This is a genomic window from Salmonella sp. A29-2, assembly GCF_020150755.1.
Classification (GTDB): Bacteria; Pseudomonadota; Gammaproteobacteria; order Enterobacterales; family Enterobacteriaceae; genus Salmonella; species Salmonella enterica.
On the sequence record NZ_CP083731.1, the window covers coordinates 1,608,208 to 1,623,402 of the forward strand.

The window sequence follows — 15,195 nt, forward strand, 5'->3', positions numbered from 1 at the left end:
TTACATCTCGATTTCGATATCGCCTTTTGCCCTGCAGCAGCAGGGCAAAATCTCTCCCGGCTGGATAAACGCTAAAGGTTCCGTAATCCAGTCAACCTGACCGGCAACCAGCCGGGTACGACAGGAGCCGCAATAACCTTCGCGGCACTGATACTCCACCTCAACGTTATGCGATTCCAGCGCGGCCAGCAGAGAAGGGTGTTCATCCTGGCACAGCAGTTGTGTGCCAGTGATACGCAGCGTGACGCGTCCCATCAGAGCTGGAAATTACTCAGATCGTCGGTATCGACTTCCGAATCGATTTGTCCGACCAGATAAGAGCTAACTTCCACTTCCTGTGGCGCGACCTGAACGTTATCGGACACCAGCCAGGTATTGATCCACGGGATTGGGTTGGAGCGGGTCTGGAACGGCAGATCCAGCCCCACCGCCTGCATGCGAATATTAGTAATATATTCAACGTATTGGCACAGGATATCTTTATTCAGGCCGATCATCGAACCGTCGCGGAACAGATAGTCCGCCCACTCTTTTTCCTGCTGCGCCGCCTGCACGAACAGGTCATAACATTCCTGTTTACACTCTTCGGCGATTTCCGCCATCTCCGGGTCGTCCACGCCGCTACGCAACAGGTTCAGCATATGTTGCGTGCCGGTCAGATGCAGAGCTTCGTCACGGGCGATCAGACGGATAATTTTGGCGTTGCCTTCCATCAGTTCACGCTCGGCAAATGCGAAAGAGCAGGCGAAGCTGACGTAGAAGCGGATGGCTTCCAGCGCGTTCACGCTCATCAGGCACAGATACAGTTTTTTCTTCAGCTCACGCAGATTCACGACAACCGTTTTGCCATTAACGGTATGGGTGCCTTCACCGAGCAGGTGCCAGTAACTGGTCATCTCAATAAGTTCGTCGTAGTAGGCGGAGATCCCTTCGGCGCGCTTCTGAATTTGCTCATTGGTCACGATATCGTCAAAAACGACAGCCGGATCGTTGACGATGTTACGAATAATGTGGGTGTAGGATCGTGAGTGAATCGTCTCAGAAAACGCCCAGGTCTCTACCCACGTCTCCAGCTCCGGGATGGAAATGAGCGGCAGCAGGGCGACGTTCGGGCTACGTCCCTGAATGGAATCCAGCAGCGTCTGGTATTTGAGGTTGCTGATGAAGATATGTTTTTCGTGCTCCGGCAACGCCTGATAATCGATACGATCGCGGGAGACGTCGACCTCTTCCGGACGCCAGAAGAAAGAGAGCTGCTTTTCGATCAGTTTTTCGAAGATGTCATATTTCTGCTGGTCATAGCGTGCAACGTTGACCGGCTGGCCAAAGAACATGGGTTCCTTGAGCTGATCGTTTTTCGTCTGTGAAAAAGTGGTGTATGCCATTGAAGTGAATCCTTTATGGGATGAGCGCCGGATGGCGGCGCAAGCGCCTTATCCGGCCTACAAACCGTACAATCGTAGGCCGGGTAAGCATAGCGCTACCCGGCACTATTCATCAGATCTTACAAGCGCCGCTTTCGCAGCCATCGTCCTGAATAGAAGGCGCCAAATCGTCCTGCGCATCTTCCGCGCCGTCGCGGGTATTTTGATAGTACAGAGTTTTCACGCCAAACTTATACGCGGTGAGCAAATCTTTCAGCAGTTGCTGCATCGGCACTTTTCCTGACGGGAAACGTGACGGATCGTAGTTGGTATTGGCGGAAATCGACTGATCGATAAACTTCTGCATGATACCCACCAGTTGCAGATAACCGTCGTTGTTCGGCATCTCCCACAACAGTTCGTAAGCGTCTTTCAGATGCTCATAATCCGGCACGACCTGACGCAAAATACCGTCTTTCGAGGCCTTGATGCTGACGTAGCCGCGCGGTGGTTCGATACCGTTGGTGGCGTTGGAGATCTGGGATGACGTTTCCGACGGCATTAGCGCCGATAGCGTGGAGTTACGCAGACCGTGGGTTTTGATCGACTCACGCAGCTGTTCCCAGTCGTAGTGCAGCGGTTCGTTGACGATCGCATCCAGATCTTTTTTGTAGGTGTCGATCGGCAAAATGCCTTTTGCATAGGTGGTTTCGTTGAACCATGGGCAGGCGCCTTGCTCTTTCGCCAGTTCGTTGGACGCTTTAAGCAGATAGTACTGAATGGCTTCGAAGGTTTTATGCGTCAGATTATTGGCGCTGCCGTCGGAATAACGCTTACCGTTTTTCGCCAGCCAGTAGGCGAAGTTAATCACGCCAATGCCCAGCGTACGACGGCCCATTGCGCCGCGTTTGGCAGCCGGAATCGGGTAATCCTGATAATCGAGCAGAGCATCCAAAGCGCGTACTGCCAGAATAGCCAGTTCTTCCAGCTCGTCCAGAGTTTTAATGGCGCCCAGGTTGAATGCAGACAACGTACATAACGCAATTTCGCCGTTTTCATCGTTGACATCGTTCAGCGGTTTGGTCGGCAGGGCAATCTCCAGACACAGGTTAGACTGGCGTACCGGGGCGACAACCGGATCGAACGGACTGTGAGTATTGCAGTGGTCAACGTTCTGGATATAGATACGACCGGTAGAGGCGCGTTCCTGCATCATCAGCGAGAACAGTTCGACCGCTTTCACACGCTGTTTGCGGATGCTGTCGTCGTTTTCATATTTCACGTACAGGCGTTCGAATTCGTCCTGGTCGGCGAAGAACGCATCGTATAGCCCGGGTACATCGGACGGACTGAACAGCGTAATGTCGCCGCCCTTCAGCAGGCGGGTATACATCAGTTTGTTGATCTGTACGCCGTAGTCCATGTGACGTACGCGGTTACCTTCCACGCCACGGTTGTTTTTCAGTACCAGCAGGCTTTCCACTTCCAGGTGCCACATCGGGTAGAACAGTGTCGCCGCGCCGCCGCGCACGCCGCCCTGCGAGCAGGATTTCACCGCCGTCTGGAAGTGCTTGTAGAACGGAATACAGCCGGTGTGGAACGCTTCGCCGCCACGAATCGGGCTGCCCAGCGCACGAATGCGGCCAGCGTTGATACCGATACCGGCGCGCTGAGAAACGTATTTCACGATAGCGCTGGAGGTGGCGTTGATGGAATCCAGACTGTCGCCACACTCGATCAGTACGCAGGAGCTGAACTGACGGGTTGGGGTACGCACACCGGACATGATGGGCGTCGGCAGCGAGATTTTGAACGTAGAGACCGCATCGTAAAAACGTTTTACATAGTCAAGACGCGTTTCACGCGGGTAGTTCGAGAACAGGCAGGCCGCTACCAGAATGTAGAGGAACTGTGCGCTTTCATAGATTTCGCCGGTCACGCGGTTTTGCACCAGATATTTCCCTTCCAGCTGCTTAACGGCAGCGTAGGAGAAGGTCATATCGCGATCGTGAACGATAAACGAATCCATCTGCTTGAACTCTTCTTCCGTGTAGTCTTCCAGCAGATGATTGTCGTATTTGCCAAGCTCAACCATTTTTACCACATGGTGGTAAAGTGCGGGCGGCTCAAACTGGCCGAAGGCTTTCTTACGCAGGTGGAAAATCGCCAGACGCGCAGCCAGGTATTGATAATCCGGCGCATCGCGAGAGATCAGGTCTGCGGCGGCCTTAATGATAGTTTCATGGATATCGGAGGTCTTAATCCCATCATAAAACTGAATATGCGAGCGTAGCTCGACCTGAGAAACCGATACGTTATTCAGTCCTTCTGCCGCCCAATCAAGCACGCGATGAATTTTGTCGAGATTGATGCGCTCAGTACGGCCGTCACGCTTTGTCACCAGCAGACTCTGATTCATGTGGTTTTCTACCTGTTTACCTGTCCGTGAAAGAAAAATATCCCCCCGCTTATCCACAACGCCACGTTGTGACTAACTCTGTGGATAAATACTATATATAGGGGGTGATCGATAAGTGAAACGCTATATGGTGAGTATTCTAGTAGGGATTCTTTTGAGTACAAGAGTTGATTTTGGCGTTAAATTGCGGTTGCAAAAGCGTAAGAATCGCTAAATGCGCGTCTGATAAGGCCTGGAGAGGATGTCAACAATTCATAAAAAAAAATCAAAATTTGATCGAATGCTGATTTCTTCATCGAAGAGAAAGGTTGCGCTCGATGATCTAACGCAACCCTTATAGGAAAATTCTTTGATGTCAGGCTTTTTTAGCGCGGGTATGCAACATGTAGTTAACGTCTACTCCGGGACCGAGTTTGAAAGTATTGGTTATTGGGTTGTAGTGCAGCCCGGTGATATGTTGCTCTTTCAGGACGGTTTCATCTACCCAGCTTAACAGTTCAGCAGGCTTAATGAATTTCTTCACGTCGTGCGTGCCTTTTGGCACCATGCGCAGAATATACTCAGCGCCGACGACCGCCATCAGCCAGGATTTCCCATTGCGGTTCAACGTTGAGAAGAACACCTCGCCGCCGGGTTTAACCAGTTGGGCGCAGGCGTGGACGACCGATTGCGGATCGGGAACGTGCTCCAGCATTTCCATACAGGTGACGACGTCGTATTGCTGGGCGTGTTTTGCCGCATGTTCCTCAACCGTCTCCTGCACGTACTCTACCTCAATGCCGCTTTCCAGCGCATGCAGTTTGGCGACCTGCAAAGGCTCAAAGCCCATATCCAGCCCGGTGACGGTTGCGCCTTCGCGTGCCATACTTTCCGCCAGAATGCCGCCGCCGCAGCCGACGTCGAGCACCTTTTTACCAAACAGGCCGCCTGAGCGCTCAGTAATGTAGCCAAGGCGTAGAGGGTTGATGCGATGCAATGGCTTGAATTCGCCCTCCAGATCCCACCAGCGCGACGCGACGGCTTCGAATTTGGCGATTTCATTATGGTCAACGTTGTGAGCTACCGACGGTTTTTCAGTGTTCATGAGTACATGAGATTCCGCTATTGATCTATCGGGGCAGTATAGCAGGTGCAAAGTCGCTGCGTTATATCTACTGCCGTCTTTATTACGCTTTCAGCGCAAGAAGTTTTCTTGCGCGTTCTGTAAAACCGCTACCGATGTGGTGCGTGATAAAATTACAGACGCCCTCGACGTTGTTGTTTTTTAACATATCCAAAATAGTGGCATGTCCACGGTTAGAGCTGGTGATATATTCAGCGGTAAAATCCAGTCTGTAGCGAATTGCCAATAAACGTGCTGAGATCAACAGGTGTGCTTGTGAAATGTATTTATTATCGGCATATTTCACAAAAACATAATGAAAATCATGATCCAGTTTGAGGTAAGCTTGCGTATCTCGCTCTGCATTAATTTTTGCTGACTTCGATAAAATATTGCTTAATTCGACTATGACATTGTTAGCATTTTTCTCCATCGCTTCACGAATTGCGCCCTGTTCAAGGATAACCCTCATTTTGATGAGATCATTGATATCCTCGTCGGTGACAGAAAAAACAAATGTCCCACTGCGGGGAATGATGTTGACCAGGTTTTCATTATAGCTCAGCCAAATAAAAGCTTCACGAATTGGTGTTTTACTTACCATCAGAATATTTGATAGTTCATTTTCACTGATCGCTTGCCCAAGATCGAAATCGCCATGGATAATCATCTCCCTTATTTTCTCTTTAATCACCTGGGTGATGGATTTGGGTATTTCAATTGATATGTGACTAAAGTCACGCTTTAATCTATTTTTCATTTTCTTCTCCTCCATGGTTAAACCCGGCTCCATTGTAATTAATTTATTCAAAATTAACGGATCTAATATATCAGATATAAGAAAATTTACATACTTTATTGTTGTTATTGTATATTTCATTAAGTTTGCTTGCTGATATATCAGATATGACACATTAGCTTTTGAATTGTATTGTTTTTTACGTAACATCGATTCCGGTCAATACCCTTATTCATTGAATCATAAAAGGTGATGCAAAATGAGTAGTCCACAAGAAAATTTATACGATGCAATTCGTATTGTAAAAAGGAAAATCATTCCTTTGGCCTTTATTCTTTACTTTTTTAACTATATGGATCGTGTCAATATTGGGTTTGCTGCATTACGCATGAATGAATCTCTCGGTATTACGCCTGAGGATTTCGCTAATATTTCTTCTATATTCTTCATATCATATTTAATCTTTCAAATTCCGAGTAGCATTGGCTTGCAAAAGCTTGGTGCAAGAAAATGGATTAGTTCCATTATTATCGGCTGGGGAGCGGTAACAGGGCTGATTTTTTTTGCTAAAGATACTCAACATATTTTGCTGGCTCGCATTTTTTTGGGGGTATTTGAAGCTGGCTTTTTCCCGGGCATGGTTTATTATCTTGCATGCTGGTTCCCGGCTCGTGAACGCGGAAAAGTCAATAGTTTCTTCATGTTATCTATTGCTGTAGCATCGGTATTGGCTGCGCCGATGTCTGGTTGGATCATCGAGCATTTGAATACCCCGGATTATGAAGGCTGGCGCTGGCTTTTTGCTATTGAAGGTATCCCTACCGTATTCCTTGGCATCCTGACATTTTATTTACTGCCTGACAGTCCAGAAAAGGCTAAATGGCTTACGCCACAGCAGATATCGGCCTTAGTTAATAAATTACGCACTGACAATGAAACCGCAGCTGCATTAAATAAAAATACCAACTCATCCTTTCTTTCCGTAATCAAAAATCCAGTTTTGCTTCAGCTTTCTTTCGCCTACATGTTGATTCAGGCGGCTGCTCTGGCGGCAAACTATTGGTTGCCGGGGTTGGTGAAGGGATTTTCAGCTGATTTTACGGATACTGACGTTGGTTTAATCATGAGTATTCCGTTTATTTTCGCTATGTTCAGCATGCCCTGGTGGGGCTGGCATTCCGATAAAAAGAATGAACGAAAATGGCATGCTGCATTACCCATGTTTCTGGCAGGCTGTGGTTTTCTGATGATTGCTCTTGTCCCCTCAATGTCGCTGAGAATGCTGGGGCTAACGTTCTATGGTGTTGGGATCCTCAGCTATTACGGACCTTACTGGGCGCTGCCTTCTGCATTATTGTCGCCGTCAGGGTTGGCTATCAGCATTGCGTTTATTAACTCATGTTCAAGTCTTGGCGGATTCCTGATTAATAAGTCACTGGGATTCGTTTCTACTCATTATGGTGCGACAGGAATATTTATTGTAGAGGCAATACTTTGCTTCGCTGCGGTAGCCGTTCTGGCGTTAATGAAAATTGATGTGAAAAAAGAAAAAAGCCAACAAACAAATGTTGTATCACGAACCTGATAAATGGAGAAATTATGAAAATTACGTCTATTGAAGTTTTTGACTGTGAATTAAAAAAAAGAGATCAAACGATGTCCTCCTATAATCCAGTACTTATTCGGGTGAATACCGACTCAGGATTAAGTGGTATTGGCGAAGTAGGACTGGCCTATGGCGCAGGCGCTAAAGCTGGCGTAGGGATCATCAGAGATCTGGCGCCATTGATTGTGGGTGAAGATCCACTAAATATCGAAAAAATTTGGGAGTTCTTTTTCAGAAAGACTTTTTGGGGGATGGGGGGCGGGAACGTTTTTTATGCCGGAATGAGCGCTATTGATATTGCTCTTTGGGATATCAAAGGTAAATATTTAGGTGTACCTGTTTATCAGCTCCTTGGCGGGAAAACTAATGAAAAATTAAGAACCTATGCTAGTCAGTTACAATTTGGTTGGGGGGATAAACGCCAGATATTAGTGACACCTGATGAATATGCTGAGGCGGCGCGTGCGGCTCTTGACGATGGATATGATGCGATTAAAGTGGATCCACTCGAAATCGATCGTAATGGCGATGACTGTGTTTTTCAGAATAAAAATCGTAACTATTCAGGATTGTTACTGGCCGATCAATTAAAAATGGGGGAAGCGCGAATTGCCGCTATGCGTGAAGCAATGGGGGATGATGCTGATATTATCGTGGAAATCCATTCTCTTCTCGGTACAAACTCAGCTATTCAATTTGCGAAGGCGATAGAAAAGTATCGTATCTTTCTTTATGAAGAACCGATCCATCCATTAAATTCTGATAATATGCAGAAAGTTTCCCGTTCAACAACGATTCCAATCGCCACTGGCGAGCGTTCCTACACAAGATGGGGATACAGGGAATTACTGGAGAAGCAGTCTATTGCCGTAGCGCAACCTGATTTGTGTCTCTGCGGCGGAATTACCGAAGGAAAGAAAATCTGTGACTATGCTAATATTTATGACACCACTGTACAGGTGCATGTTTGCGGCGGTCCTGTTTCCACGGTAGCCGCGCTGCATATGGAAACAGCAATTCCCAACTTTATTATTCATGAGCATCATACCAATGCGATGAAAGCATCTATTCGGGAACTTTGTACCCACGATTATCAACCGGAAAATGGCTATTATGTCGCGCCGGAACAGCCCGGATTGGGTCAGGAATTAAACGATGAGGTAGTGAAAGAATATCTGGCCTATGTGATTAAATAGCATCTGGTGATACTGATTATGGTTTATGCCTCCCGGCATATCCCCTAAATAATTCGAGTTGCAGGATAAAATGGTTAACCGTCTTGAACAGCGCTTGCGCTAACCCCGACGGGGCGAGGCCCAGGGATGGGCCGAGTAACTCGCCGCCAACGCACATGAAACTTGAAGTATGACGGGTATACACGGGAGGTATTGATTTTCCAGCCTCTTGCTGGCCAGGCCCCGATCTCCCCTGTGTCGCCTCTGAAGCCGATCGCCAATAAACGCCGAGACCACGCTTATAAATGAAGAGAGCATGCGGCACCCGAATAAAGCATTGTCTGGCTGCATTCCGTTTACCAGTACGTGGGCGAATGTGTTATAATTTGCGACCTTTGAATCCGGGATACAGTAGAGGGATAGCGGTTAGATGAGCGACCTTGCGAGAGAAATTACACCGGTCAACATTGAGGAAGAGCTGAAGAGCTCCTATCTGGATTATGCGATGTCGGTCATTGTTGGCCGTGCGCTGCCGGATGTCCGAGATGGCCTGAAGCCGGTACACCGTCGCGTACTTTACGCCATGAACGTATTGGGCAATGACTGGAACAAAGCCTATAAAAAATCTGCCCGTGTCGTTGGTGACGTAATCGGTAAATACCATCCCCACGGCGATTTCGCAGTGTATAACACCATCGTTCGTATGGCGCAGCCATTCTCGCTGCGTTACATGCTGGTGGATGGTCAGGGTAACTTCGGTTCTATTGACGGCGACTCCGCGGCGGCAATGCGTTATACGGAGATCCGTCTGGCGAAAATCGCCCACGAACTGATGGCCGATCTCGAAAAAGAGACGGTGGATTTCGTGGATAACTATGACGGTACGGAAAAAATTCCGGACGTCATGCCGACCAAAATTCCGAATCTGCTGGTGAACGGTTCTTCCGGTATAGCAGTTGGTATGGCGACGAATATCCCGCCGCACAACCTGACGGAAGTGATTAACGGCTGCCTGGCGTATATCGACAACGAAGACATCAGCATTGAAGGGCTGATGGAACATATTCCGGGTCCGGACTTCCCGACCGCCGCGATCATCAACGGTCGTCGTGGTATCGAAGAAGCCTACCGCACCGGTCGTGGCAAAGTGTACATTCGCGCCCGCGCGGAAGTTGAAGCTGACGCGAAAACGGGCCGTGAAACTATCATCGTCCATGAAATTCCCTATCAGGTGAACAAAGCGCGCCTGATCGAGAAAATCGCCGAGCTGGTGAAAGATAAACGCGTGGAAGGCATCAGCGCGCTGCGTGACGAATCCGACAAAGACGGGATGCGCATCGTGATTGAAGTAAAACGCGATGCGGTGGGCGAGGTGGTGCTTAATAATCTCTACTCCCAGACCCAGCTACAGGTTTCCTTCGGTATTAACATGGTGGCGCTGCATCACGGCCAGCCGAAGATCATGAACCTGAAAGATATCATTTCAGCGTTCGTGCGCCACCGCCGTGAAGTGGTGACGCGTCGGACTATTTTTGAACTGCGTAAAGCCCGTGACCGCGCGCATATCCTGGAAGCTCTGGCGATTGCGCTAGCTAACATCGACCCGATTATCGAACTGATTCGCCGCGCGCCGACGCCGGCGGAAGCGAAAGCGGCGCTGATTTCGCGTCCGTGGGACCTGGGCAACGTTGCTGCGATGCTGGAGCGCGCCGGTGATGACGCCGCGCGTCCGGAATGGCTGGAGCCAGAATTTGGCGTGCGTGACGGTCAGTACTACCTGACTGAACAGCAGGCGCAGGCGATTCTGGATCTGCGTTTGCAGAAACTGACCGGCCTGGAGCATGAAAAACTGCTCGACGAATACAAAGAGTTGCTGGAGCAGATTGCTGAACTGCTGCACATTCTGGGCAGCGCCGATCGCCTGATGGAAGTGATCCGCGAAGAGATGGAGTTAATTCGCGATCAGTTCGGCGATGAGCGTCGTACCGAAATCACCGCCAACAGCGCCGATATTAATATCGAAGATCTGATTAGCCAGGAAGATGTTGTCGTGACGCTGTCTCACCAGGGTTACGTCAAGTATCAACCGCTGACGGATTACGAAGCGCAACGTCGTGGTGGGAAAGGTAAATCTGCCGCGCGTATTAAAGAAGAAGACTTTATCGACCGCCTGCTGGTGGCCAACACCCATGACACCATCCTCTGCTTCTCCAGCCGGGGCCGTCTGTACTGGATGAAGGTCTATCAGCTGCCGGAAGCCAGCCGTGGCGCGCGCGGTCGTCCGATCGTCAACCTGCTGCCGCTGGAAGCCAACGAACGTATCACCGCGATTCTGCCGGTTCGTGAGTACGAAGAAGGCGTCAACGTCTTTATGGCGACCGCCAGCGGTACCGTGAAGAAAACGGCGCTGACCGAATTCAGCCGTCCGCGTTCCGCCGGTATTATCGCGGTGAACCTCAACGACGGCGACGAGCTGATTGGCGTTGACCTGACTTCTGGTTCTGACGAAGTCATGCTGTTCTCGGCCGCGGGTAAAGTGGTGCGCTTCAAAGAAGACGCCGTCCGTGCGATGGGGCGTACCGCGACCGGTGTGCGCGGTATTAAGCTGGCGGGAGACGATAAAGTCGTCTCTCTGATCATCCCACGCGGCGAAGGCGCTATTCTGACCGTAACGCAAAACGGCTACGGGAAGCGTACCGCAGCGGACGAGTACCCGACCAAGTCTCGTGCGACGCAGGGCGTTATCTCTATCAAAGTGACCGAGCGCAACGGTTCCGTTGTCGGTGCGGTACAGGTAGACGATTGCGACCAGATCATGATGATCACGGATGCCGGTACTCTGGTGCGTACCCGTGTGTCCGAGATCAGCGTAGTGGGACGTAATACCCAGGGCGTTATCCTTATCCGCACGGCGGAAGATGAAAACGTGGTGGGTCTGCAACGCGTTGCTGAACCGGTAGATGACGAAGAACTCGACGCTATCGACGGCAGCGTGGCGGAAGGGGATGAGGATATCGCCCCGGAAGCGGAAAGCGATGACGACGTTGCGGATGACGCTGACGAGTAATGTTATTGCTGTGCGAGGGCCGGATATCCGGCCCTTTTTCTTTGCCGTTGCGGGCTACGTCATTTACCGCTACCTTAGTCACACTCTATTTACATCCTGAGGCGGAGCTTCGCCCCTTTGAAATACCTTGCTTCCTTTCGAACTACGCTGAAAGTCTCGCGCTACTTATTCAGAGCGTTAGCGTTACTCATTTGGCTCTTAATCGCCTTTGTTTCGGTGTTTTACATCGTCAATGCCCTGCACCAGCGGGAATCTGAAATTCGTCAGGAGTTCAACCTTAGCTCCGATCAGGCGCAGCGTTTTATCCAGCGCACATCGGACGTGATGAAAGAGCTCAAATATATCGCCGAGAACCGTTTAACGGCGGAAAACGGCGTCATGTCGTCGCGTGCGCGTGATGACAAAATGGTGGTGCCGGACTTTGAACCGCTATTCGCCGACTCAGACTGTGCGGCGATGGGCTCCGCCTGGCGCGGTTCGCTGGAGTCGCTGGCCTGGTTTATGCGTTACTGGCGCGACAACTTTTCAGCGGCGTATGATCTTAACCGCGTTTTCCTGATTGGCAGCGATAACCTCTGTATGGCGAATTTCGGCCTGCGTGAAATGCCCGTGGAGCGCGATGATGCGTTAAAAGCGTTACATGAGCGGATTATGAAATACCGCAACGCGCCGCAGGAAGAAAGTGGGAATAACCTTTTCTGGATAAGCCAGGGCGCGCGTCAGGGCGTGGGCTACTTTTATGCGCTGACGCCGGTGTATCTGGCCAACCGTCTGCAAGCGTTGCTGGGCGTCGAGCAGTCCATCCGCATGGAAAATTTTTTCACGCCGGGCAGTTTGCCGATGGGCGTCACCATTATTGATGAGAACGGCCATTCGCTGATTTCGTTGACCGGTCCTGACGGCATTATTAAAGCGGAGCCGCGCTGGATGCAGGAGCGTTCCTGGTTTGGTTATACGCCAGGTTTTCGCGAACTGGTACTCAAAAAAAGCCTGCCGCCATCCTCGCTCAGTATTGTCTATTCTGTGCCTGTAGATTTAGTCCTGGAGCGTATTCGTATTCTTATCCTGAACGCTATCCTGCTGAACGTGCTGGTGGGCGCAGGGCTGTTTACGCTTGCGCGGATGTATGAGCGGCGAATTTTTATTCCGGCGGAGAGCGATGCTCAGCGTCTGGAAGAACATGAACAGTTCAACCGTAAAATCGTTGCCTCCGCGCCGGTGGGGATCTGTATTCTGCGCACTATTGATGGTGTCAATATTCTGAGTAACGAACTGGCGCACACCTACCTGAACATGCTCACGCATGAAGACAGACAGCGCCTGACGCAAATCATTTGCGGCCAGCAGGTCAACTTTGTTGATGTATTGACCAGCAATAATACCAATTTGCAAATTAGCTTCGTCCATTCCCGCTATCGCAATGAAAACGTCGCGATTTGCGTGTTGGTAGATGTGAGTACGCGCGTCAAAATGGAAGAGTCGCTGCAAGAGATGGCGCAGGCGGCGGAGCAGGCGAGCCAGTCTAAATCCATGTTCCTTGCGACGGTCAGCCATGAATTGCGCACACCGCTGTACGGTATCATTGGCAATCTCGATCTGCTGCAAACCAAAGAGCTGCCAAAAGGCGTGGATCGTCTGGTCACGGCGATGAATAACTCCTCCAGTCTGTTGCTGAAAATTATCAGCGACATTCTCGACTTCTCGAAAATTGAGTCGGAACAGCTAAAGATTGAGCCGCGTGAATTTTCACCGCGAGAGGTGATGAACCATATCACCGCCAATTATCTGCCGTTGGTGGTGCGTAAGCAGCTCGGCCTGTATTGTTTTATTGAGCCTGACGTGCCGGTATCGCTGAACGGCGACCCGATGCGTTTACAGCAGGTCATTTCAAACCTGTTGAGCAACGCCATTAAGTTTACCGATATTGGCTGCATCGTGCTGCATGTGCGCTGTGATGGGGATTATCTCAGCATTCGCGTGCGGGATACCGGGGTTGGTATTCCGGCAAAAGAGGTGGTTCGCCTGTTCGATCCCTTCTTCCAGGTGGGAACCGGCGTACAGCGTAACTTTCAGGGGACCGGTCTGGGGCTGGCGATTTGCGAAAAATTGATCAGCATGATGGACGGCGATATTTCCGTCGATTCGGAGCCGGGCATGGGAAGCCAGTTTACGCTGCGCATCCCGCTTTATGGCGCGCAATACCCTGTGAAAAAGAGCGTGGAAGGACTCGCCGGAACCTGCTGTTGGCTGGCGGTGCGCAATACTTCTTTGTGCCAGTTTATTGAGACCAGTCTGGCGCGTAGCGGCGTTCATACGCAGCGTTATGAAGGGCAAGAACCCGCCGCGGACGATATTTTGATTGTCGATGACGCGCTGGAGCATACCTGGCAGGGGAGGGCGGCGGTCGTCTTTTGCCGCCGTCATATCGGGATTCCATTGGAAAGAGCGCCGGGCGAGTGGGTGCATAGTGTGGCGTCGGTGCATGAGTTGCCCGCGCTGTTGGCGCGTATCTATAGTATTGAGCTGGATAGTGAAGCGCTTTCCAGCGCATTGCCGACGACGGATAAAACCGCAGATTCAAATGACGACATGATGATTCTGGTCGTTGACGATCATCCGATCAATCGCCGTCTGCTGGCCGATCAACTGGGATCGCTGGGATATCAGTGTAAGACAGCCAATGATGGCGTGGACGCTCTGAATGTGCTGAGTAAAAATGCTATCGATATTGTTCTGAGCGATGTGAACATGCCGAACATGGACGGCTATCGCCTGACGCAGCGTATCCGTCAGCTTGGGCTGACGCTGCCTGTCGTCGGCGTGACGGCGAACGCGCTGGCGGAAGAGAAACAACGTTGCCTGGAGTCCGGTATGGACAGCTGTTTGTCGAAGCCTGTGACGCTGGATGTGTTGAAACAGACGCTGGCGGTGTATGCCGAGCGGGTACGTAAAACGCGGGCATAAAAAATGCCGGATGGCGGCGTCGCCTGTCCGGCCTGCAAAAGATGAGTCGACTGGTAGGCCTGATAAGCGTAGCGCCATCAGGCTGGGTAACATAAAAGCGATTTATTCTTTGTCTGTCGGACTCAGGGTGACGGAAGAGAGATAGTTGAGCAGCGCGATATCATTCTCTACGCCCAGTTTCATCATCGCCGATTTCTTCTGGCTGCTGATGGTCTTAATGCTGCGGTTGAGCTTCTTGGCGATTTCGGTGACCAGGAAACCCTCGGCGAACAGGCGTAATACTTCGCTCTCTTTTGGCGACAGGCGCTTGTCGCCGTAACCGCCTGCGCTGATTTTCTCCAGCAGGCGAGAAACGCTTTCTGGGGTGAATTTTTTGCCTTTTTGCAGCGCGGCCAGCGCCTTAGGCAGATCGGTTGGCGCACCCTGCTTGAGTACGATCCCTTCAATATCAAGATCCAACACGGCGCTCAGGATCGCCGGGTTGTTGTTCATGGTCAGAACGATAATAGACAGGCTCGGAAAATGACGCTTGATGTACTTGATCAAGGTGATCCCATCGCCGTATTTATCTCCCGGCATGGAGAGGTCAGTGATCAACACATGCGCATCTAATTTCGGCAGGTTGTTGATCAATGCTGTGGAATCTTCAAATTCGCCGACAACATTCACCCACTCGATTTGTTCAAGTGATTTGCGAATACCGAACAGTACAATCGGGTGGTCATCGGCAATAATTACGTTCATATTGTTCATGTATTG

10 protein-coding genes are annotated in these 15,195 nt (G+C 50.5%); 4 read left to right on the plus strand and 6 right to left on the minus strand.

Annotated elements, in window-relative coordinates; genetic code table 11:
* The 5 genes from yfaE to K8W53_RS07795 form a co-directional block, all read right to left on the minus strand.
* Positions 1–255 carry a ferredoxin-like diferric-tyrosyl radical cofactor maintenance protein YfaE gene (yfaE, locus tag K8W53_RS07775; RefSeq protein ID WP_000533921.1) on the minus strand — a complete coding sequence of 85 codons (255 nt, stop codon included), beginning with the start codon at positions 253–255 and terminating at the stop codon, positions 1–3.
* A complete protein-coding gene (gene nrdB, locus K8W53_RS07780) occupies positions 255–1,385 on the minus strand; it encodes a class Ia ribonucleoside-diphosphate reductase subunit beta (RefSeq protein WP_000332026.1) in 1,131 nt (376 codons plus the stop codon). Before nrdB ends, yfaE begins: the two co-directional genes overlap by 1 nt.
* A gap of 112 nt (positions 1,386–1,497) precedes the next feature.
* Positions 1,498–3,783 (minus strand): class 1a ribonucleoside-diphosphate reductase subunit alpha, encoded by a 2,286-nt coding sequence (nrdA, locus tag K8W53_RS07785; RefSeq protein WP_001076494.1) that lies wholly within the window; start codon positions 3,781–3,783, stop codon positions 1,498–1,500.
* A 355-nt stretch (positions 3,784–4,138) separates the two neighbouring features.
* Positions 4,139–4,867: a bifunctional 2-polyprenyl-6-hydroxyphenol methylase/3-demethylubiquinol 3-O-methyltransferase UbiG gene (gene ubiG, locus K8W53_RS07790; RefSeq protein ID WP_001091009.1), complete on the minus strand. Its 729-nt coding sequence runs from the start codon at positions 4,865–4,867 to the stop codon at positions 4,139–4,141.
* 82 nt (positions 4,868–4,949) lie between these two features.
* Positions 4,950–5,834, minus strand: a complete 885-nt coding sequence (locus tag K8W53_RS07795; RefSeq protein WP_000944714.1) for a GntR family transcriptional regulator — start codon at positions 5,832–5,834, stop codon at positions 4,950–4,952.
* A 49-nt stretch (positions 5,835–5,883) separates the two neighbouring features.
* Here K8W53_RS07795 and K8W53_RS07800 point away from each other — a divergent pair, with 49 nt between their 5' ends.
* The 4 genes from K8W53_RS07800 (at position 5,884) to rcsC (ending at position 14,436) form a co-directional block, all read left to right on the plus strand.
* Positions 5,884–7,209: an MFS transporter gene (locus K8W53_RS07800; protein WP_000098078.1), complete on the plus strand. Its 1,326-nt coding sequence runs from the start codon at positions 5,884–5,886 to the stop codon at positions 7,207–7,209.
* Positions 7,210–7,223: 14 nt separating this feature from the next.
* Complete coding sequence (locus tag K8W53_RS07805) at positions 7,224–8,426, plus strand: mandelate racemase/muconate lactonizing enzyme family protein (protein ID WP_000705581.1); 1,203 nt, start codon at positions 7,224–7,226, stop codon at positions 8,424–8,426.
* Positions 8,427–8,835: 409 nt separating this feature from the next.
* Entirely contained in the window at positions 8,836–11,472 is a 2,637-nt protein-coding gene (gene gyrA, locus K8W53_RS07810) for a DNA topoisomerase (ATP-hydrolyzing) subunit A (protein WP_001281216.1), read from the plus strand.
* Positions 11,473–11,589: 117 nt separating this feature from the next.
* Positions 11,590–14,436 (plus strand): two-component system sensor histidine kinase RcsC, encoded by a 2,847-nt coding sequence (rcsC, locus tag K8W53_RS07815; RefSeq protein ID WP_000876075.1) that lies wholly within the window; start codon positions 11,590–11,592, stop codon positions 14,434–14,436.
* Between the two features lie 102 nt (positions 14,437–14,538).
* Here the strand turns inward: rcsC and rcsB are convergent, their stop codons facing one another.
* On the minus strand, positions 14,539–15,189 hold the full coding sequence (rcsB, locus tag K8W53_RS07820) for a response regulator transcription factor RcsB (RefSeq protein WP_001061919.1): 651 nt from the start codon (positions 15,187–15,189) through the stop codon (positions 14,539–14,541).
* Positions 15,190–15,195 lie beyond the last annotated feature (6 nt).